At 62.2% G+C, this 18,892-nt stretch carries 21 protein-coding genes; 10 read left to right on the plus strand and 11 right to left on the minus strand.

What is annotated here, in order from left to right:
* Nucleotides 1-34: 34 nt before the first annotated feature.
* The 3 genes from AC0L2C_RS30655 to AC0L2C_RS30665 form a co-directional block, all read right to left on the minus strand.
* Nucleotides 35-643: a transglutaminase-like cysteine peptidase gene (locus AC0L2C_RS30655; RefSeq protein WP_473525174.1), complete on the minus strand. Its 609-nt coding sequence runs from the start codon at nt 641-643 to the stop codon at nt 35-37.
* Nucleotides 644-911: 268 nt separating this feature from the next.
* Entirely contained in the window at nt 912-1,529 is a 618-nt protein-coding gene (locus AC0L2C_RS30660; protein ID WP_473525175.1) for a PilZ domain-containing protein, read from the minus strand.
* A 117-nt stretch (nt 1,530-1,646) separates the two neighbouring features.
* Complete coding sequence (locus tag AC0L2C_RS30665; protein ID WP_091591271.1) at nt 1,647-2,285, minus strand: PAS domain-containing protein; 639 nt, start codon at nt 2,283-2,285, stop codon at nt 1,647-1,649.
* 420 nt (nt 2,286-2,705) lie between these two features.
* On the opposite strand from AC0L2C_RS30665, the gene AC0L2C_RS30670 reads away from it, so the two are divergent.
* The 5 genes from AC0L2C_RS30670 (at nt 2,706) to AC0L2C_RS30690 (ending at nt 7,043) form a co-directional block, all read left to right on the plus strand.
* Entirely contained in the window at nt 2,706-3,464 is a 759-nt protein-coding gene (locus AC0L2C_RS30670; RefSeq protein ID WP_027154468.1) for a rhomboid family intramembrane serine protease, read from the plus strand.
* Between the two features lie 102 nt (nt 3,465-3,566).
* A complete protein-coding gene (locus AC0L2C_RS30675) occupies nt 3,567-3,998 on the plus strand; it encodes a CBS domain-containing protein (RefSeq protein ID WP_023798170.1) in 432 nt (143 codons plus the stop codon).
* A 344-nt stretch (nt 3,999-4,342) separates the two neighbouring features.
* Nucleotides 4,343-5,842 carry an Asp-tRNA(Asn)/Glu-tRNA(Gln) amidotransferase subunit GatB gene (gene gatB, locus AC0L2C_RS30680; protein ID WP_236390018.1) on the plus strand — a complete coding sequence of 500 codons (1,500 nt, stop codon included), beginning with the start codon at nt 4,343-4,345 and terminating at the stop codon, nt 5,840-5,842.
* A 4-nt stretch (nt 5,843-5,846) separates the two neighbouring features.
* Nucleotides 5,847-6,335, plus strand: coding sequence for a GNAT family N-acetyltransferase (locus AC0L2C_RS30685; protein WP_128168559.1), 489 nt, complete (start codon nt 5,847-5,849; stop codon nt 6,333-6,335).
* Nucleotides 6,336-6,590: 255 nt separating this feature from the next.
* A complete protein-coding gene (locus AC0L2C_RS30690; protein WP_027154463.1) occupies nt 6,591-7,043 on the plus strand; it encodes a phasin in 453 nt (150 codons plus the stop codon).
* A gap of 151 nt (nt 7,044-7,194) precedes the next feature.
* Here AC0L2C_RS30690 and panC read toward each other — a convergent pair whose 3' ends face one another.
* Both panC and panB read right to left on the minus strand, forming a co-directional pair.
* The gene (panC, locus tag AC0L2C_RS30695) at nt 7,195-8,046 is read right to left on the minus strand and encodes a pantoate--beta-alanine ligase (protein ID WP_473525176.1); all 852 of its coding nucleotides are present in this window, start codon (nt 8,044-8,046) and stop codon (nt 7,195-7,197) included.
* Nucleotides 8,047-8,059: 13 nt separating this feature from the next.
* Nucleotides 8,060-8,902 carry a 3-methyl-2-oxobutanoate hydroxymethyltransferase gene (gene panB, locus AC0L2C_RS30700; protein ID WP_473525177.1) on the minus strand — a complete coding sequence of 281 codons (843 nt, stop codon included), beginning with the start codon at nt 8,900-8,902 and terminating at the stop codon, nt 8,060-8,062.
* 250 nt (nt 8,903-9,152) lie between these two features.
* Between panB and AC0L2C_RS30705 the strand changes: the two genes are divergently transcribed.
* From AC0L2C_RS30705 to AC0L2C_RS30715, 3 genes are all read left to right on the plus strand, one after another.
* On the plus strand, nt 9,153-9,551 hold the full coding sequence (locus tag AC0L2C_RS30705; RefSeq protein WP_023798164.1) for an NADH:ubiquinone oxidoreductase subunit NDUFA12: 399 nt from the start codon (nt 9,153-9,155) through the stop codon (nt 9,549-9,551).
* 374 nt (nt 9,552-9,925) lie between these two features.
* Entirely contained in the window at nt 9,926-10,519 is a 594-nt protein-coding gene (locus AC0L2C_RS30710) for a DUF2155 domain-containing protein (protein WP_473495175.1), read from the plus strand.
* 118 nt (nt 10,520-10,637) lie between these two features.
* On the plus strand, nt 10,638-11,006 hold the full coding sequence (locus AC0L2C_RS30715; protein ID WP_287237628.1) for a hypothetical protein: 369 nt from the start codon (nt 10,638-10,640) through the stop codon (nt 11,004-11,006).
* A 25-nt stretch (nt 11,007-11,031) separates the two neighbouring features.
* Here AC0L2C_RS30715 and aat read toward each other — a convergent pair whose 3' ends face one another.
* From aat to AC0L2C_RS30745, 6 genes are all read right to left on the minus strand, one after another.
* Nucleotides 11,032-11,649 (minus strand): leucyl/phenylalanyl-tRNA--protein transferase, encoded by a 618-nt coding sequence (gene aat, locus AC0L2C_RS30720; RefSeq protein ID WP_027154458.1) that lies wholly within the window; start codon nt 11,647-11,649, stop codon nt 11,032-11,034.
* A 29-nt stretch (nt 11,650-11,678) separates the two neighbouring features.
* Nucleotides 11,679-13,022, minus strand: a complete 1,344-nt coding sequence (gene accC, locus AC0L2C_RS30725) for an acetyl-CoA carboxylase biotin carboxylase subunit (RefSeq protein ID WP_473525178.1) — start codon at nt 13,020-13,022, stop codon at nt 11,679-11,681.
* A 19-nt stretch (nt 13,023-13,041) separates the two neighbouring features.
* Nucleotides 13,042-13,500: an acetyl-CoA carboxylase biotin carboxyl carrier protein gene (gene accB / locus AC0L2C_RS30730; RefSeq protein WP_023798158.1), complete on the minus strand. Its 459-nt coding sequence runs from the start codon at nt 13,498-13,500 to the stop codon at nt 13,042-13,044.
* 26 nt (nt 13,501-13,526) lie between these two features.
* Nucleotides 13,527-13,961 carry a type II 3-dehydroquinate dehydratase gene (gene aroQ / locus AC0L2C_RS30735; protein WP_031254564.1) on the minus strand — a complete coding sequence of 145 codons (435 nt, stop codon included), beginning with the start codon at nt 13,959-13,961 and terminating at the stop codon, nt 13,527-13,529.
* A gap of 306 nt (nt 13,962-14,267) precedes the next feature.
* The gene (locus AC0L2C_RS30740; protein ID WP_128168521.1) at nt 14,268-15,071 is read right to left on the minus strand and encodes a DsbA family protein; all 804 of its coding nucleotides are present in this window, start codon (nt 15,069-15,071) and stop codon (nt 14,268-14,270) included.
* 117 nt (nt 15,072-15,188) lie between these two features.
* Nucleotides 15,189-16,583 carry a M48 family metalloprotease gene (locus AC0L2C_RS30745; RefSeq protein ID WP_287062007.1) on the minus strand — a complete coding sequence of 465 codons (1,395 nt, stop codon included), beginning with the start codon at nt 16,581-16,583 and terminating at the stop codon, nt 15,189-15,191.
* A gap of 206 nt (nt 16,584-16,789) precedes the next feature.
* On the opposite strand from AC0L2C_RS30745, the gene AC0L2C_RS30750 reads away from it, so the two are divergent.
* Entirely contained in the window at nt 16,790-17,938 is a 1,149-nt protein-coding gene (locus tag AC0L2C_RS30750) for a pyridoxal phosphate-dependent aminotransferase (protein ID WP_128168523.1), read from the plus strand.
* Between the two features lie 4 nt (nt 17,939-17,942).
* The gene (locus tag AC0L2C_RS30755; RefSeq protein ID WP_023798153.1) at nt 17,943-18,872 is read left to right on the plus strand and encodes a glutaminase; all 930 of its coding nucleotides are present in this window, start codon (nt 17,943-17,945) and stop codon (nt 18,870-18,872) included.
* The last annotated feature ends 20 nt before the right edge of the window (nt 18,873-18,892 follow it).

Raw genomic sequence — 18,892 nt, forward strand, 5'->3', positions numbered from 1 at the left:
GGGTGGGGCTCGACCGGGTTTTTGCGTCGCGTCCTTAGCGGACGCTGGCAACCGCGCCGGAGCGGCCGTCGTTGATCGTTACCCAAGCGCCAGAATTCTGGCTCGATTGGCGCTTCAGATAGGTGTAGTCGGTGTTGGTCCAGGACAGCACCCTGGTTTCGAGATTGTCGAGGATGAACTCTCCGAGGCTGGTGCGCACGGTCAGCACCGCGTGGCCGTCTCCGTTCGGCTGGCGCGCAACCGTCATCAGCAGGTCGCCGGCCGGAAGGCCGATGTTCATCAGCGCGCGGCGCTTTTCCAGCGCATAGTCCTCGCAGTCGCCGAATTCGCTGTTGGAATAGGACCAGACCTCTTCCTTGCCCCACAGTTCCATATCGGTGCGCGGCGCGATCCTGCGGTTGACCGAATTGTTGATGCTCACGATCCTCGCCCACAGCTTGCGGGTCAGTTCGATCGGCGCCTGCTTCGGCGTCCGCTGATTGCATTCCTGCGGGATCTTCTGGCAGAACTCGTAATGGCCGACCGGCTGTGTGGTGCGGCTGCCGGTGTGCATGAAGGCAGGTCCCGCTGCATACGCTGTTCCCCAGGCGGTAAGCTGCGTCGCCATTGCCAATAGCAACAGCTTGCCCCTCGTCTTCTTCATCGTCCAGTCTCCCCGTTTGAGGAGACAATGACACGTTTGGATTTATTCGACGCAAAGGCTCGAAGTAGACATTAAGTAAAACGCCCATAGAATAAACATAAAATTTGAATTATTTCAGTATAAAACTGTTGAGGTGGTTTTCGCCGGGATCACATCGGCGCGGCGCGGCGCCTTGGCGCGGCATCGGTGGCAGGCGGCGTTGACCGGCGCTCCAACAAAAAAACCGGCCGAAATGGGGCCGGTCGATTGCGGGAATGTGCGCTGTTTGTCAGGTGCCGGATGCGTTGAATTCGGAATCGAGCGTTTCCGGCCTCTGGATGACCGCGAACTCGATGGCGATGCCGTCCTCGAAATGGCGCACCACCTGGCCGCGCATGGTGCCCAGCATGACCTGGATGCCGAGTGCCGGCTTGACGTCGATCTCGACCGCGGCGCCCGAAAGCGACAGGTCGATGATGCGGCACTGGTACTGGCGCCCGTCGCCGAGCTGAAGCACGCTGGTCGGATTGCGCGGCGCCACGCGTTCGTGGCGGCGGTCTTCCGGCAGATCGAGCTCGTGTTTGTTGGCAAGCCAGGTCAATTGCGCTGCAAGCTTGTCCTTCTTGCGTTCCGACGCGATGACCGTCATCGCGAAACCGTCCTGCAGGATGCGGGTGACGACGCCTTCGATACGGCCGATGTGATCGATATAGGCGATGACTTTCTCGCCCGGCATGCCGATGCGCTCGGTGCGAAGCGCTACATTGCCCGGCGACATGTCGACCACCTGGCACGGATGTTCGGTGCGATCCTCCAGCATGAAGCGTCCATAGATCTTCACGCGGACGCGCTGAAAGTTGCGCCTTTCAGCTTGGGACGGCGCGGTGTCGACCGCCGCTGACCTCATGACTGCCTACACCCCGTTTGGCATTCCGCGCGTTGATGCGAGGAACTTCGCCGGAAAGCTACAGCGAAGCGGGTTAACAAAGGGGAAAGCCTGACGCCGCTACTTTAGGATTTTGGATTATTCCCCGCGCCCGCCGTCGAATACGACCAGATGACGGATGCGGCGTGCCTGGCCGAGCGCCGAAATCGTCTGGGACGGATCGAGTTCCGACGGGACAAGCGAGGGAACGTCGATGGCCGGCCGGTTCTTGAGGAATTTCGGTTCCTTCTCCGGATCGACGAGACGGATCGAATCGATCAGGGCGTCGGCGATCGGATCCGCGCCCAGCCAGAAGGGTTTTTCAGCGGCGCTTATCACGCCGAGGCAGCGCGGATTGTCGACGCCGCCGTCGAGCGGCAGGGCGAGCAGCTCGAACTTGCTGGAACGGTCGGTGCGGCTGAAACCCTCATAGGTGATGAGCACGACGGATTTTTGATCGAAGACGCCCTGGATCAGTTTCGAGATAAGCCGCTGGTCCTTCTCGCGCCACAGCGAGGGAAAGGAAAACCCCTTGAGTTCACGGCCATAGACCGCGCAAAGCCTGGTGCCGGCGAGCCGGAATACCGCTTCGCCGCGCGTATCCTTTTCCAGGATGAATGTGTCGGCCAGCAGCGACTTGATATCGGCCGGCTCGACTTCCGAACGCTTCGGGGCAGGGCGCCCGTCACGCAGCCGGTTCCAATAATGGAACAGCGTGATCGATCCGTTCTGGTTCATGTTATGCTGCTCCGCGCAATCTGTCGTCTGATGTCCCATCGGTGAACAGAAGGGCGCCCTCCGAGGACCTACATGCGTTGCGGAGCAGGATGCGTGCCAGCATCGTTAACACTTGTTCACGGGTGGGGGCCGTTAAGGTTAACAAGTGGTTTACGTTGCGCTCCGCCCAGGCCCGTGGCACGTTAAAACCACTCCAGAAGCGGTCGTTTCGCAGCGATCGGCAGCATTTCAGTCAAGAGTTTGGGGGAGCATGGGGGCTCGACCAGCCGTTCAAGGGCAACCTTGGACGGCTTCTTTTTGATTCGCGCCAATTTTGATTCGCGCCGTTTTGATTTGCGTGGGGCGATTCGCCCTTTGTGAATCGGGTGACCGTGATCTACATGCTCGCGAAGTCGAAACCAGCGACTGAGTGCGAGCCATATGAGCGAACCAGCAAGCCCCTCGGAAATCGAACAGGGCGAGGGCGGACCTGTCGGCCGTGAGCCGGAGCCGCGCCGCGAGCCGGTGTTCAACATGCCGCCCGTTGTGTTGGCGGTGATCGGCATCTGCGTCGTCCTCTATCTCATCCAGGAGTACGTGCTTAGCCAAAGCCAGTTGCTGACATTGTTGTACGATGCGGCCTTCATTCCAGTTCTTTATACTGGCCAATATGGCTTCGACTGGTTCCTGTTTTCCCGGCCCTTCACCTATGCCTTCCTGCATGGCGGCTTTGCTCATCTGGCCGTCAACATGGTGTGGCTGGCGGCTTTCGGCTCACCACTGGCGAACCGCTTCGGCGCGCTTCGTTTCAGCCTGTTCTTCGCCGCGACCGGGCTGGCGGCGGTGGTGCTGTTCTGGGCCGTGCATCCGCTCGGCGAGGCGCCGCTGGTCGGCGCATCGGGGGCGATTTCCGGCATGATGGGGGCCGCCGCGCGCTTCGGCTTCCGCACCGACCGCTCGTCCGGCAAAGCCGCCTTCGCCGGCGCGCCGCTGCCGATGGCGGCGGTGTTCCGCTCGCGCGGCGTTGTGACTTTTCTTGCCATCTGGATGGTGATCAATCTCGCCACCGGCCTCGTTGCCTTCGCGCCCGGCATCGACAGCCAGATCGCCTGGGAGGCTCATATTGGCGGTTTTGTCGCCGGCTTCTTCGGCCTGCGGGCTTTCGATCGGCGGCAGCAGGCGGACGAGTTCAGGGCCTGAGCCTCGCCGCACTTGAAAACCAATCGATCGCGGCGCACGATGTCTGGCACTAGGGAAAGCCGGTCAGGGCAGGAACCGGCAAGGTAAACTGAGGAGGACGCCATGACTGTTAAGGCAATTCTCGAGCAGAAGGGCCACGACGTGTTGACGCTTGGGCCGAACGAAAAACTGAGCGAGGCCATTCGCATCCTGGCCGAGCACAGGATCGGTGCGCTGGTCATCACCAATGGCGATCACAAGATCGTCGGCATTCTTTCCGAGCGCGACGTCGTGCGGGTCCTCGCCAGGGAAGGCGCCGCCGCATTGGATATCGCGGTGCGTTCGGCAATGACCCCCAAGGTGAAGATCTGCAATGAGAACCACACCGTCAACGAGGTCATGGAGATCATGACCAGTGGCCGTTTCCGCCATCTGCCGGTGGAAAAGGACGGCCTGCTCGACGGCATCGTGTCGATCGGCGACGTGGTCAAGCGGCGCATCGAGGATGTCGAGCGCGAGGCCGCAGAGATCAGGGCCTATATCGCGACGGCGTGAGATCGCCAGCAAGTCTTGTCGAAGTCGGCGCCGCCCCTCATCGCCCTGCCGGGCACTTCTCCCCGTATAATGACGGGGAGAAGGGGCCGGCCGCAGCCTTGGCGGCTTTTCTTGCTACAATGGAGATTGGCGAAATCGTTGATGCGGGCGCCCCTCTCCCCGTCACTATACGGGGAGAGGATGCCGGCAGGCAGGTGAGGGGCAGCGCAAACGTTTCCAATAACGGTTGCCCCTACCAGCCTGCGGCTTCACGCTTGTCTCCTTTTGCGGTTTGCATTAGCGGATGACTTCACTTTAAACGTCGAATTCACGTGAATTCCGTCACCGATAACGCGCAGGCCGCCATGACCCTCATCGACACCCGCACACCCGACGCCAAGCGCCTGATATCAGGCGCCACCGGCGACTGGGAGATCATCATCGGCCTGGAGGTCCATGCGCAGGTGACCTCGCAAGCAAAACTGTTCTCCGGCGCCTCGACGGCGTTCGGTGCGCCGCCAAACGCCAATGTCAGCCTCGTCGATGCGGCGATGCCGGGCATGCTGCCGGTCATCAACGAGGAATGCGTCAAGCAGGCGATCCGCACCGGCCTCGGGCTGAAGGCCGAGATCAACCACAAATCGGTCTTCGACCGGAAAAACTATTTTTATCCCGATCTGCCGCAGGGCTATCAGATTTCACAGTTCAAGCAGCCGATCGTCGGCGAGGGCAAGGTGATCGTCTCCGTCGGTCCCGACCGGCAGGGCGAGTTCGAGGACATCGAGGTCGGCATCGAGCGCCTGCATCTGGAGCAGGATGCCGGCAAGTCGATGCACGACCAGCATGCGACGATGTCCTATGTCGACCTCAACCGCTCCGGCGTGGCGCTGATGGAGATCGTCTCCAAGCCTGACATGCGATCCGCCGACGAGGCCAGGGCCTATGTCACCAAGCTGCGCACCATCGTGCGATACCTCGGCACTTGCGACGGCAATATGGACGAAGGCTCGCTGCGCGCCGATGTCAACGTCTCGGTGCGCCGGCCCGGCGGCGAATTCGGCACGCGCTGCGAGATCAAGAACGTCAACTCGATCCGCTTCATCGGCCAGGCCATCGACTACGAGGCGCGCCGCCAGATCGCCATCCTCGAGGACGGTGGCAAGATCGACCAGGAAACGCGGCTGTTCGATCCCAACAAGGGCGAGACGCGCTCGATGCGTTCCAAGGAAGAAGCGCACGACTACCGCTATTTCCCGGATCCCGACCTGTTGCCGCTGGAATTCGACCAGGCCTATGTCGATGCGCTGGCAAAGGATCTGCCTGAACTGCCCGACGCCAAGAAGGCGCGGCTGATCTCCTCGCTCGGCCTGTCGACCTACGACGCCTCGATCCTGGTGTCGGAAAAGGCGGTCGCCGACTATTTCGAGAAGGTGGCCGCTGGTCGCGACGGCAAGCTTGCCGCCAACTGGGTCATCAACGATCTGCTCGGTGCTTTGAACAGAGCCGGCAAGGGTATTGAAAATGCTCCGGTTTCGCCCGATCAGCTCGGCGCGGTCATTGATCTGATAAAAGAGGGCACCATCTCCGGCAAGATCGCCAAGGATCTGTTCGAGATCGTCTGGAACGAAGGCGGCGATCCGCGCCAGCTAGTCGAAAGTCGCGGCATGAAACAGGTCACCGACACCGGCGCCATCGAAAAGGCGGTCGACGAGGTGATATCAGCCAATCCCGACAAGGTCGAGCAGGCGCGCGCCAAGCCGAGCATGGCCGGCTGGTTCGTCGGCCAGGTGATGAAGGCGACTGGCGGCAAGGCCAACCCGCAGGCCGTCAACGACCTCGTCAAGGCCAAACTCGGGATCGAATAGGATGATGTTCGTTCGCACCGCCGGCGAGCGCGATCTTGCCGCGGTCCGGGCGTTGCTGGTCGAAACGTGGCACGCCACCTACGACGCCATCTATGGTGCTGCCAAAGTCGCTGAGATAACAGATGAATGGCATTCGATCGCCTCGCTCAAGGCGCGGCTGACACGGCCGAACTCCGAATTCCTGGTCGCAGACGATGGCAACCGCATTGGCGGCATGGCGTTCGCCGCAGCCACCACGGATGCGAGGATCGTCATGCTGAACCAGCTCTACGTGCATCCGGCCTGCCAGAGGCAAGGGATCGGCCAGGCGCTGCTGGAAGAGGTCGAGGCCAGCTTTCCCGAGGCGCGGACGCTGCGTGTCGAAGTGGAAGAGGCAAATGCTCCCGCCGTCGCCTTCTATCGCTCGAAAGGGTTTTTGCCAGCCGGGAACACTGCTGACTGTGGCGGTGGCTCAGGGCTGCCGGCGCTGATTTTGGAAAAGGCGATCGAATAGATTTGCCTGGCCTGACAGGTCGCAGTCAGTTGCGTTTTTACGGGGCTGCGCCGGTCGGTTGCGGGCTGAACTGCGGAATCGCGGTCCGCAAAAAACACGCCCGAAGGTAGAAATTCACCGGTGGCTAACGCTGAGACAAAAATCATGGTGCGACGCACAAAAATATTGCAATGCACTGCAGATGCCGTAACGTCAGGTTCTAGATGAACGAGACGGCCTTTCTACAAAGGTCGCCCACCGCAAAGGATGGAAACTATGACGAAGACCGCTGACAAAACTGCTGAAAACGTTGAGAATGCAGAAGTCCAGACCGAGGTAACCGATCAGTTCCGTGCTGTCGCCGAAAAGGGCGTCGAGCAATCGAAAGAAGCCTTATCGAAATTGGCGACCGGCGCCGAGGCGACCCAGAAGGCTCTCGAGTCATCCTTCGAAACAGCCAAGACCGCTAGCAATGAGCTGTCGCTGAAGACGATCGCCGCTTTGCGCGCAAATGTTGAGGCCAGCTTTTCTCACCTCGAAGCCCTGGTTACCGTGAAATCGCCCTCCGAGTTCGTCGAACTGCAGACAGACTTCTTGCGCAAGCAGGTGGAAAAGACGGTCGAGCAGAGCAAGGAGCTCCAGGCGGCGGCGACGAAAGCCGCCGAAGACGTATCCAAGCCGATCAAGGATGTCTACGAGAAGGCGATGAAGGATCTCAAGGTCGCCTGATTGGCCTTGATGCCTGATTGGCCCTAAGCATGTCGCGCAAAAGCACGCCCTCGGGCTTGAACCGAGGGTGCGAAGCGGTTTTGCAATAGCGACATGCATCAAAGCAACAACCTGAAGCGCGTCGCATGAATCCATCCAAACGGCACGCGCTTCAGGCGGAGGGAACTTCCACATTGTCGATCAGCCGGGTCTTGCCCAGCCAGGCGGCTGCGAGCAGGCGTCCGTCGCGGTTTGGCCGCCACGGGGCGAGCGTCAGGCTCTCGCGCGCCGCGACATAGTCGACTTTGTCGAAGCCGGCCTCGACCAGCGCGCGGCTGGCCTCGGCGGTCGCACTGCCTTCATCCGCGCCTGCCGCGAGTGCCGCCGCCGTTCGGCGCAAGATGGCGTTGAGCTGGCGCGCCACCGCGAGCTCGGTTTCGCCGAGATAGGCGTTGCGTGACGACATGGCGAGCCCGTGCGCGTCGCGTATTGTTGGCGCGCCGATGATGTCCACCGGCAGATCAAGATCGCTGCAGAGCTGCCTGACGACGCAAAGCTGCTGATAATCCTTTTCGCCAAAGACCGCGCAGTCGGGCGACGCCTGCAGGAAGAGCTTTGCCACGACGGTTGCGACGCCGTCGAAGAAGGTCGGCCGGAAATCCGATTCCAGCCCGGCGGCTGGCCCGCCGACCGAGATCCTGGTGGCGAAGCCGGCCGGGTACATCTGCGCCACACCAGGGGTGAAGGCAAGTTGTGCGCCGGCCTCGGCCAGCCGATCGAGGTCGCGGCCGAGCTGGCGCGGATATTTGTCGAGGTCTTCGCTCGGCGCGAACTGGGTTGGGTTGACGAAGATCGAGACAACGCAGCGATCGGCCTTCTCCAGCGCGATCCTGATCAGCGAGATATGGCCGTTATGCAGCGCACCCATGGTCGGCACCATGGCAAGGCTAAGGCCATCGCGACGCCAGTCGCGGATTTGCGCGCGAAGGGCGGCGACGCTGTCGACGACGAGAGGTCGGCTCATGCTTCGCCCCGGCTCATGCTTCGCTCTTGTCGGCTGCGGCCGAAAAAACGTGGCTCGGGCCGGGGAATGTCCGGCTGCGCACCTCCGCTACATAGCTGGCTGCCGCCTGCGATATGACGCTGCGCAGGTCGGCATATTGCTTGACGAATTTCGGCACCCGGTCGACGGTCAGGCCGACCATGTCGTCGATGACCAGGATCTGGCCGTCGCACTCGCCGCTGGCGCCGATGCCGATGGTTGGAATGGAAATGTGCCGGGTGATATCGGCGGCGACGGTCTCGACGGTGCCTTCGATGACCACCGAAAACGCGCCGGCTTTTTCGACCGCCTCGGCGTCGCGATAAAGCGCAGCCACATTCTCGTCGGTCCGGCCCTTGATCCTGTAGCCGCCGTCGCTTTCCACCGATTGCGGCTGCAAGCCGATATGTCCCATGACCGGAATGCCGGCAGCGACAATCGCCGCAATCTGTCGGGCAACTGTCACGCCACCCTCCAGCTTGACGGCCTGGCAACCGGTTTCGCCGACAATCCGCCGCGCCGAGGCGACGGCTTGGCGCGCCGTTGCCTCATAGCTTCCGGCCGGCATGTCGACCACCACGCAGGCCTTGGCTGACCCTCGCATCACCGCTTGACCGTGGGCGATCATCATCTCCAGCGAGGCGCCCAGCGTGGTCTTGTGGCCATGGAGAACCATGGCCACGCTGTCGCCGACCAGAAGCAGGTCGACATGATCGTCGAGCAGGCGAGCGATGGGGTAGGTATAGGCGGTGAGGCAGACGATCGGCTCGCCGCCCTTGCGTAGGCGAATGGAGCTGGCACTGATCCGCGGATCGGCGCCGGATGCGTCTGGGGCCATCATTCCCTCCCTCAACCGTCAATCAGGCTGGTTCCTGCATGCGGCGCGCTGAGCTTTAGAAAGACCCGGCAGCCTTGGCAAGGCATGCCTCGAAAGGACGCGAAAGGCTTGCCACTGTGCGTCGGTTTTCCGACGGCCATTTGCGTGGCTCGTGCGGCAAAACCCTTGCCTTGGCGATGGCCTGACGCCATAAGCAGGAAACAGGCGCCGCCGCTGTCGCCACCGCGGGGATTTGCCACGGGGATTTTGGATGAAGACTTTCCTTCTGCAGTTTTTCACCTGGTGGAACAGCCAGACGCTGGGCACGCGCTTCCATACCTGGCGGCATGGCAAGAAAGTCGGGCAGGACGAGGCCGGCAACGTCTACTACGAGGGTGGTGTCGATTCGGAAGGCCGCACCCGCCGCTGGGTCATCTATCGCGACTATTCGGAAGCCTCGATGATTCCGCCCGGCTGGCATGGCTGGATGCATCACCGCGTCGATGTCCCGCCGACGAGCGACACCTACAAGCCACGCGACTGGCAGAAGCCGCATCAGCCGAACCTCACCGGAAGTGCCGCGGCCTATCGCCCCAAGGGCTCCATACTCAGCAATCAGCACCGCCCGCAGGTGACCGGCGATTACGACGCCTGGACGCCGGGGTCGTAAGAGACTGTTTCGAAATTCGCTCTGGCGAGTCATATGGTGGTGGTTTCGAGAACCGGCGCGGAGCGGACATTTGGGTCCGTGAGCCCGCGCATGACCCCGAAAATCCGAAAGATTTTCGGAAAGGTTCATGCGCAAAACCAAAAGTGCTACAGCGTCCTTTGCGCGTCCAAAGGACGCGCGGCGCTGTAGGTAAGCGCAGAAAACGCCGTCAGATGGCCGCCAGAGTAGAGTTTTCAAACGGTCTCTAACCGCTCGCCAAGGGCGGATCGATCCTTTATCGCCACAATTGGCGTTTAGCTGCTTGTCGATCTGACAGCAGCGACTAGCCTTGGGCGCGACAGAATCACCCCGGGCGCAAACCACCGGATCCCTGCATGAGCATTTTCAGCCGAATTTCGATGGGCGGACTGACGACGGCCGCCGCTTTTGTCGCTTGCGCCATGGCCGCCGCTCAGACGCTGGAGGCGCCAGTGGACCCGGGGGCGCCGACGGAATTTGAGGCGCCAGTGGACCCGGGGGCGCCGACGGAATTTGAGGCGCCAGTGGACCCGGATGCGCCAATGGAACCGGATGCGACCGTGGAACCGGATGCGACAGTGGCGCCGGCGGCACCGGCGGCGCCACAACGCATCACCAATCCTGTCGCCGAATTCGCCGGCATCGACAAGATCACCGGCCGCATCATCACGTTCGATGTCTATATCGACGAAACGGTGCAGTTCGGCGCTTTGCAGGTGACGCCGCGCATCTGCTATTCGCAGCCGCAAACCGAAGAGCCGAAGACCGATTCTTTCGTCGAGGTCGACGAGATCACGCTGGATCGCAAGATCCGCCGTATCTTCACCGGCTGGATGTTTGCCGAAAGCCCCGGCCTCAACGCCGTCGAGCACGCCGTCTACGACGTCTGGCTGAAGGGCTGCAAGCAGAAGTCGGAGGTGCCGGCACCAGACGCGGCCAAAACCAATTAGCCAGACCAGTTATAATCCCTGGCGTGCGGGATCGCCCGTTCGCAATCACTTACTGAGCCTTCCGGAACCGCCTTATTCTCAGTGCGTTGCTCATGGCTGGCGTTACGGAGATGTTCCCATGATGGCCAACAAGAACGAACTCCTCGATCTCGAAAAAGGGTTCTGGACCGGCGACGCTGCCTATTTCAAAGCCAATGCCGACACCGAATGCCTGGTGGCTTTCCCACAGATGGCGCAAACGATGAGCAACGCCGATCTGGCCGAAACCGCGACGGACCCAAATCGCTGGCGCGATCTCGACATCGACCTCAAGGGCATCATCGAGCCGGGCAGCGACATTGTCATGCTTACCTACGAGGCCCATGCCACGCGCGAGAATGGCGAGCCCTATTCGGCGCTGGTCAGCACCGGCTATGTCCATCGCGTCAATGGCTGGAAGATGATGTTCCACGCGCAGACGCCGCTTGAGCCTGCCGCAAAAACCTGACCAAAAACCCGACCTTTGGCTCAGATCATGGGAAAAAAACCGCTTCGCCCTTCAGCGCGTCAGCCAGCATCTTTTCATACTTGCCCCTTGGCACGTCGACCGCGCCGAAGCGTTTGAGGTGCTCGGTGGTGAACTGCGTGTCGAGCAACGCAAAGCGCCGTTCCTTCAGGCGTTCGACCAGGTGCACCAGGCAGACCTTCGACGCGTCCGTTTCCCTGGCGAACATGCTTTCGCCGAAGAACACCCGGCCGAGAGACACGCCGTAGAGGCCGCCAACCAGCCGACCCTCGCGCCAGGCTTCGACCGAATGGCAATGGCCCATCCGATGGAGTTCGACATAGGCCTCGCGGATCGGCGCATTGATCCAGGTCGACCGCCGTTCCTCGCGCCTCTCGGCGCAGCCGTCGATGGTCGCCTCGAAATCAAAATCGAAACGGATATCGAACAGGTTTTTCCGGATCGCCTTCCTCAGGCTTTTGGGCGTGTGAAATCCGTCCAGCGGGATGATGCCGCGCGTCTCCGGCCGCACCCAGAACACTTCCGGATCGGTAGCGCTTTCGGCCATCGGAAAGACCCCCGAGGCGTAGGCCTTGAGCAACAGGTCGGTCGGGATGCGATAGCCTGGCGCGTAGGGACGGGTCATCGCGTCATTATATTCTATAAGTTCACGTCCTAATCCTCATCGGCCAGATATTTTTCTAGCCAGTGGATGTCATACTCGCCATTGGCGATATCGGCATTGCCGACGAGATCGCGAAACAGCGGCAGCGTCGTCTTGATGCCGTCGACGACGAATTCGTCGAGCGCCCGCCGCAGCCGCATCATGCATTCGACGCGATTGCGGCCGTGCACGATCAGCTTGCCGATCAAACTGTCGTAGTAGGGCGGGATCTTGTAGCCGGAATAGACGCCGGAATCGACACGGATGCCGAGGCCGCCCGGCGTGTGGAAGTGGGTGATCGTGCCGGGCGAGGGGGTGAAGGTGCGCGGATCCTCGGCATTGATGCGGCATTCGATGGCGTGGCCCTGAAGGCGGATCTCTTCCTGGCGCATGGAAAGCCCGCCGCCCGAGGCGACGCGGATCTGCTCGTGCACGAGGTCGATGCCGGTGATTGCCTCAGTCACCGGATGCTCGACCTGCAGGCGCGTGTTCATCTCGATGAAGTAGAACTCGCCGTTCTCATAGAGGAATTCGATGGTGCCGGCGCCGGAGTAGCCGAGATCGGCAATCGCCCTGGCACAGACGCCGCCGATATGTGCGCGCTCCTCGGCATTGAGCGCCGGCGAGGGCGCCTCTTCCCAGACCTTCTGGTGGCGGCGCTGCAGCGAACAGTCGCGTTCGCCGAAATGCACGCCGCGGCCGGCACCGTCGCCGAACACCTGGACCTCGATGTGGCGCGGCTTTTCGAGATACTTCTCGATGTAGACGGCGTCGTCGCCGAATGCGGCACCGGCTTCCGAGCGCGCCGTCTGCAGTGCGACCACAAGATCGGCTTCGCTGCGCGCCACCTTCATGCCGCGCCCGCCGCCGCCGGCCGACGCCTTGATGATCACGGGGTAGCCGATCTCGGCGGCGATGCGTCTGGCTTCCTTTTCCTCGGTGACCGCCCCGTCGGAGCCGGGCACCACCGGAATGCCGAGGCGCTTTGCGGTGCGCTTGGCCTCGATCTTGTCGCCCATGATGCGGATGTGATCGCCGGACGGGCCGATGAACGTGATGTTGTGCGCGGCGAGGATATCGGCGAATTTGGCATTCTCCGACAGGAATCCGTAGCCCGGATGCACTGCGTCGGCGCCGGTGATCTCGCACGCCGCGACGATCTGGTGGATGTTGAGATAGCTGTCGCGCGACGGCGGTGGGCCGATGCAGACGCTCTCGTCGGCGAGCCGCACATGCATGGCGTCGGCGTCGGCGGTGGAATGCACCACCACCGTCTGGATGCCGAGCTCCTTGCAGGCGCGCAACACCCTCAGAGCGATTTCGCCGCGATTGGCGATGAGGATTTTCTGGAACATTTTTCGGCTGTTCCCGGCTCTACTCGATCACGACGAGCGGCATGCCGTATTCGACCGGCTGCGCATCCTCGAACAGGATCGCCGTCACCGTTCCGGCACGCGGCGAGGGGATCTGGTTCATCGTCTTCATCGCCTCGATGATCAGCAGCGTCTGGCCTTCCTTGACCTGTTGGCCGACTTCGATGAACGCCTTGGCGTCGGGCGATGGCGCCAGGTAGGCGGTGCCGACCATCGGCGAGGCCACTGCGTTCTTGGACACGTCGGCCGCTGCCGGGGCGGCTGCGCCAGCCGGCTGCGCTGCCGGCGGCGCATAGGCGGGCTGCGCTGCGGCGACCGCATGGACGGCCGGCGCCTGTCGCGACACACGCACCTTCAAGTCGCCCAGCTCGACCTCGATCTCGGTGAGGTTGGTGTCGTTCAGTATGCCCGCCAGATCGCGGATAAGCTGCTGGTCAACACCATTCTTTTTTATCGACATTTTCGAGCCTTCTGTTTGTTGGCCGGTCATAGGCGTGCGGCCAGCGCCTGCAGCGCCAGTGTGTAGCCGAGCGGCCCGAACCCGCAGATCACGCCGACGGCGACCGGCGAGACCATGGAGACGTGGCGGAATGATTCCCGCGCATGGATGTTGGAAAGATGAACTTCGGCGACGGGCAATGGCGCGACGGAGCGGATGGCGTCGTGAATGGCGATCGAGGTGTGGCTGTAGGCGCCCGGATTGATGACGATGCCGACAGCCTTGTCGGCGGCTTCCTGTATCCAGTCGACGAGGTCGCCCTCATGGTTCGACTGACGGAAATCGATCTCGAGCCCAAGTGCCGCACCTGCCTGCTTGCAATCGTCGGCGATCGCGGCCAGCGTCTTGCCGCCATAGATGCCGGGCTCGCGTTTGCCGAGCGCGTTGAGGTTGGGACCGTTCAGGACGAAAACCGTTTTCAAAATGCCGACCTTTCCCGGTGTGGTTTCGAGTCCGAAATTCGCAATACCTTGGAGCAGCGCTTTGAACGAATTTCGGCTTCAAAGCCACACTGGCAATTCATACATTTCTGATGTGGTGGATTTAAAGTTCCTGAACGCTGACGCCGCCAAAGCAGCAGGAACTTCAAATCCACCACATCAGCGCCGGCATCAGTCGGCGCACCGGGCCTCTATAATGGGCTTAGACGCCTGCGAAAAGAGCGCAAGTGGGTTCTTTCGCTGTCCACAACAGGCGGAAAATGGCTTGCGCCGAAAGCCAGCCGCCGATCAGAGTGCGGCCTTGGCCGCTTCGATCTTCTCCGCCAGCACGTCCTGGCCGAGCGCACCGAACACCACCTCGTTGCCGACCACATAGGAAGGCGTTCCGGTGATGGCCAGCTTGTTGGCAAGATCATAGGTCTTGGAGAGGGCCTCGGCGATCGACGGATCCTTCATCTTCTCGCGCAGCGTCGCTTCGTCGGCGCCGAGCGAAAGCGCTACCTTGATGGCCGCCGCTTCGGTGGCGCGTCCCTGGGCGCCGAGCAGCGCGTTGTGGAACTCGCCGTATTTCTCCGGCATCATCAGGTGGAAGGCCATCGAGACGACGCTTGCCTTCTGCGAATCCGGGCCGAGGATCGGGAACTCCTTGAGCACGAAGCGCAGATCCGGATCGGCTGTCGTCAGCGTCTGCATGTCCTCCATGGCGCGTTTGCAGTAGCCGCAATTGTAGTCGTAGAATTCGACGATGGTGACCTTGCCGTTCGGATTGCCGACGACGCCGTCGAAGGCCGAGTTGAAGATCTGGTCCTTGGCATCCTTGATGACGTCGAGACTGGCGACGCGCTGCGCCTCCTTCTGCTTGGCCTCGAGCGCCTCCTGAGCTTCCAGCAGCACTTCCGGGTTCTTCAGCAGATAGTCGCGGATGATGCCTTCGACTTCAGCCCGGTCGATCTTGGTGTCGGCGGAGGCTGCCTGGGCGATCTGCGCGGCATCGGCCTTTGCCGTCTGCGGACTTCCGGTCACGAACCCGAAACCCAGCATGGCGAGAGCGACCGCCACGCCCGTGGTGCCCAGCAGAATTGCCTTTTTCATCATCCTGATCCTCTTGCCTGGTTTCCGGCCGGGTTGTCCGACCCGATTGGCCCGACTACCCGATTGGTCGACTACCCGATTGGTCCAACCACTTGTCGCCGCGCACGGCCGGAAGGTTCACTTTTTCTTGCCTGATGGTGCGTAGTTTATGATGTCCTGCGCGCGGATCCAGCCCGGCTCGCCACGCTTCATTTTCATCTGCGCGCGCATTGCGAAGATCTTGGCATCCTTGTAGGCGCCGGAATAGAAATGGCCTTCGGCGGTCGCAAGGTCGGCGGCCGGAATGTTGCCAAGCTCGCCATAGGCCTGCGCAAGATGGCGGTAACCGACGGCGTTTTCTCGGTCGCGCGCGAGACCCTTGTTGATCTGCACCACCGCTTTTTCCAGGGAATCGGGCGTGCCGACTGCCATCAGCGCCTGGCCGTAGGAAACCGGCAGCAGCCCGGATCGCGCTGGGTCGAGGCTGACCGCCTTGGCATAGGCTTCCGCGGCAGCCTTCGGTTTGTTCGCCTTCATCAGGATGTCGCCGCGCAATTCCTGGAAATAGGGGTTCTTCGGCTGTGCCTTGATCAGCGCGTTGGTCTTGGCAAGCGCCCCGGCCAGATTGCCGAAAAGATAGCTCGTCTGCGCGTCGCCATATTGCGAGGCGAGGCTGCCCGGCATCTTGCGCATCAGCCGCGATGCGGCGGCCTGACCTCCCATATAGGCGGCGATCTTGATGCGCATCATGTCGTGCCGCTGCTGCAGCGCCGGCGGATCGACCTTTTCGACGTAGGGGCTTTTTTTGACCAGGACTTCGAGGTTGGCGATGCGTTCGCGCGGCAGCGGATGGCTGATCCGGTAGGGGTCGACCTGCGCCCCCGACAGCGAAAGTGCGCTCTGAAAGCGGCCGAAGGTCTTCAGCATGCCCAGGCCGGACTGGCCGGTGGCATTGAGATAGGTTATCGCCGAGCGGTCGGCGGTCATCTCTTCGGTGCGCTGATAAGCGAGGATGCTGCGCTGCGCCATCTCGCCGCCGCCAGCTGCAACCCCCATGCCGGCGCCGGCCAGGCCCCGGCTTTTGCTGGTGGCGCCGGCAACCATGGCACCGGCGCCAAGCAGCGTCGCGATGATGGCCATCGTCTTGGCGCGTTCGAGCTGGTTGCGCAATTTTTGCTGGTGGCCACCGGCGATATGGCCGGCTTCATGGGCGATGACGCCGATGATCTCGTTGGGCGTCTCCGCCGACATCAGGGCGCCGGTGTTGATGAACAGGCGGGACCCGGCAACGAAGGCGTTGAAACTCTGGTCGTTGACCAGCACGATGTCGACGCCGTCTTCCGGCAGGCCCGCGGCCCTGAAGATCGGCCGCGCATAGGCGCGCACCAGCGCCTCGATCTCGGCATCGCGCACCACCGGCACGTTTTGCGCAAAAGCGCTGACCGTGCCGGTCACAGCGACCGTCGCGGCAAGCGAAAGCGTCGCGAAGGCGCGCGCTGCCCTGGCTATCGTCGATTTGGGTCGGCTCAACATGGCAGGTCCACTGGTAGACGAGCGGGTGAAGGATGAAAAGTCGGCACTGAAACTTTACTGAACTTGTGAACCTCACATCAATCGGGCATTTGTGCGGCGCGGGACGCCAAAGCTCGGCGCCGGCAGCCGGCAAGCGCCGGCCCATGGGCGATCTCAAAGGGCTGACCCAAAGGCCGGACCCAAGGGCGAACAAGGAATGAGGTCAAATGGTTGTATCGCTTTCGCGTCGCGGCGACGTCGAGCCGTTCCACGCCATGGACGTTCTGGCGGAAGCGAATCGGCTGAAGGCCACGGGCGTGCCGGTCGTTTCCATGGCCGTTGGCCAGCCGTCCGATCCGGCGCCGGCCGGAGTCAGGCAAGCGGCGACGAACGCATTGAAGATGGGGCGCATCGGCTACACCGACGCATTGGGTCTTGCGGGCCTGCGCGAGGCTATCGCCCAGCACTATGCCGACCACTACGGGCTGGCCGTTTCACCCGGCCGGATCGCCGTCACCACCGGATCGTCGGCCGCCTTCAACCTGGCATTTCTGGCGATGTTCGATCCAGGCGACCGTGTCGCCATCGCCGCACCCGGTTATCCGGCCTATCGCAACATCATGGCCGCGCTCGGAATCGAGATCGTCGAGATCGAGCTCGACGGTGATGCCTATCTCCACGCCGAACATCTGAAGGCTGCGCATCGCGAAAAGAATCTGAAGGGCGTGTTGTTTGCCAGCCCCGCCAATCCGACCGGGGCGATTATCCCCGCCGACGAGCTGTCGGCGCTGGTGACGACGGCGCAAGAGCTCGGCATCGCCGTGATCTCCGACGAGATCTACCACCGGCTGGCTTACGCTGCGCCGGACAGCACAGCACTTGCCTGCGGCCCTGACGTGACGGTGATCAATTCCTTCTCGAAATACTACTGCATGACCGGTTGGCGCATCGGCTGGATGGTGCTGCCGGAACCATTGGTGCGGCCGGTCGAGCGCATCGCCCAGAGTCTCTACATCTCACCGCCCGAACTGTCCCAGATCGCCGCGATCGAGGCGTTCAAGGCAACCGCGGAATTGGAGGCGGTGAAGGCGCGCTACGCGGGCAATCGCGAGCTTTTGATGAAACGCCTGCCCGAACTCGGCTTTACCCTGGCGGCACCGATGGACGGGGCGTTCTACGCCTTCTGCAATGTCACCAGGCACACCAACGACAGCATGGCCTTCGCGCGCAAGATGCTGGCCGAGGCGCATGTGGCGGCGACGCCCGGCCGCGATTTCGATCCGCTTCAAGGCCATCGAGCCATGCGCTTTTCCTACGCCGGCAGCCACGACGAGATGGTCGAGGCGATGATGCGCATCGAGCGCTGGCTGAGATAGCGTGATGCCAGACCTCGAGCAGGCTTTGACCGAGATTGCCGCCGAAATGGCCGAGCGCACGGATCGCGGCGACGTCGCGACCTACATACCGCAGCTCGGCAAGGTCGATCCGAAAAAGTTCGGCATTGCCGCCGTGACCAATGACGGTCGCGTGCTGATGGCGGGCGACGCCGATGAGCCGTTTTCGATCCAGAGCATTTCGAAGGTGTTCACGCTGACACTGGCGCTCGGCAATGTCGGCGACGCGTTGTGGCAGCGTGTCGGGCGCGAGCCTTCGGGCAACCCCTTCAATTCGATCGTCCAGCTCGAGCACGAGAACGGCATTCCGCGCAATCCGTTCATCAATGCCGGCGCCATCGTCATTTCCGACATTCTGCTCGCCGGCCACCAGCCGCGCGAGGCGATCGGCGAGATCCTTCGCTTCATCCAGTTCCTGGCCGACGACGAGACCATCATCATCGACCGCGAAGTCGCGGCTTCGGAACGAGCCACCGGTTTTCGCAACTTGGCGCTCGCCAACTACATGAAATCCTTCGGCAATCTCAGCCACGCGCCGGATCTGGCGCTGGGCGTCTATTTCCACCATTGCGCCATCGCGATGAGCTGCCGGCAACTGGCTCTGGCCGGCCGCTTCCTCGCCAATGGCGGCAAGAACCCGGCGACTGGCCATTCCGTGGTGTCGGCCGAGCGCGCGCGCCGCATCGGCGCGATGATGCTGACCTGCGGCCACTATGACGGCTCCGGCGATTTCGCCTTCCGCGTCGGCATCCCCGGCAAGAGCGGCGTCGGCGGCGGCATTTTGGCGATCGTGCCGGGCGTGGCCTCGCTCGCCGTCTGGTCGCCCGGCCTCAACGCCAACGGCAATTCCAGGCTGGGGTCGATTGCGCTGGAAAGGCTGGCGAAGATGATGAACTGGTCGGTTTTCGCGCCATAGAGATTTGGGGCGCCATAGAG

This window comes from Mesorhizobium sp. WSM4845, from assembly GCF_055811455.1.

Coding starts and splice junctions, on each gene's coding strand:
- accB (WP_023798158.1), bottom strand. CDS start 13,500: ATGTCGATAAAAAAGAATGGTGTTGACCAGCAGCTTATCCGCGATCTG.
- AC0L2C_RS30670 (WP_027154468.1), top strand. CDS start 2,706: ATGAGCGAACCAGCAAGCCCCTCGGAAATCGAACAGGGCGAGGGCGGA.
- panC (WP_473525176.1), bottom strand. CDS start 8,046: ATGAGCCGACCTCTCGTCGTCGACAGCGTCGCCGCCCTTCGCGCGCAA.
- AC0L2C_RS30750 (WP_128168523.1), top strand. CDS start 16,790: ATGGTTGTATCGCTTTCGCGTCGCGGCGACGTCGAGCCGTTCCACGCC.
- AC0L2C_RS30710 (WP_473495175.1), top strand. CDS start 9,926: ATGAGCATTTTCAGCCGAATTTCGATGGGCGGACTGACGACGGCCGCC.
- AC0L2C_RS30705 (WP_023798164.1), top strand. CDS start 9,153: ATGAAGACTTTCCTTCTGCAGTTTTTCACCTGGTGGAACAGCCAGACG.
- panB (WP_473525177.1), bottom strand. CDS start 8,902: ATGGCCCCAGACGCATCCGGCGCCGATCCGCGGATCAGTGCCAGCTCC.
- accC (WP_473525178.1), bottom strand. CDS start 13,022: ATGTTCCAGAAAATCCTCATCGCCAATCGCGGCGAAATCGCTCTGAGG.
- aat (WP_027154458.1), bottom strand. CDS start 11,649: ATGACCCGTCCCTACGCGCCAGGCTATCGCATCCCGACCGACCTGTTG.
- AC0L2C_RS30690 (WP_027154463.1), top strand. CDS start 6,591: ATGACGAAGACCGCTGACAAAACTGCTGAAAACGTTGAGAATGCAGAA.
- AC0L2C_RS30755 (WP_023798153.1), top strand. CDS start 17,943: ATGCCAGACCTCGAGCAGGCTTTGACCGAGATTGCCGCCGAAATGGCC.
- AC0L2C_RS30745 (WP_287062007.1), bottom strand. CDS start 16,583: ATGTTGAGCCGACCCAAATCGACGATAGCCAGGGCAGCGCGCGCCTTC.
- AC0L2C_RS30685 (WP_128168559.1), top strand. CDS start 5,847: ATGTTCGTTCGCACCGCCGGCGAGCGCGATCTTGCCGCGGTCCGGGCG.
- AC0L2C_RS30665 (WP_091591271.1), bottom strand. CDS start 2,285: ATGAACCAGAACGGATCGATCACGCTGTTCCATTATTGGAACCGGCTG.
- AC0L2C_RS30660 (WP_473525175.1), bottom strand. CDS start 1,529: ATGAGGTCAGCGGCGGTCGACACCGCGCCGTCCCAAGCTGAAAGGCGC.
- gatB (WP_236390018.1), top strand. CDS start 4,343: ATGACCCTCATCGACACCCGCACACCCGACGCCAAGCGCCTGATATCA.
- AC0L2C_RS30655 (WP_473525174.1), bottom strand. CDS start 643: ATGAAGAAGACGAGGGGCAAGCTGTTGCTATTGGCAATGGCGACGCAG.
- AC0L2C_RS30675 (WP_023798170.1), top strand. CDS start 3,567: ATGACTGTTAAGGCAATTCTCGAGCAGAAGGGCCACGACGTGTTGACG.
- AC0L2C_RS30715 (WP_287237628.1), top strand. CDS start 10,638: ATGATGGCCAACAAGAACGAACTCCTCGATCTCGAAAAAGGGTTCTGG.
- AC0L2C_RS30740 (WP_128168521.1), bottom strand. CDS start 15,071: ATGAAAAAGGCAATTCTGCTGGGCACCACGGGCGTGGCGGTCGCTCTC.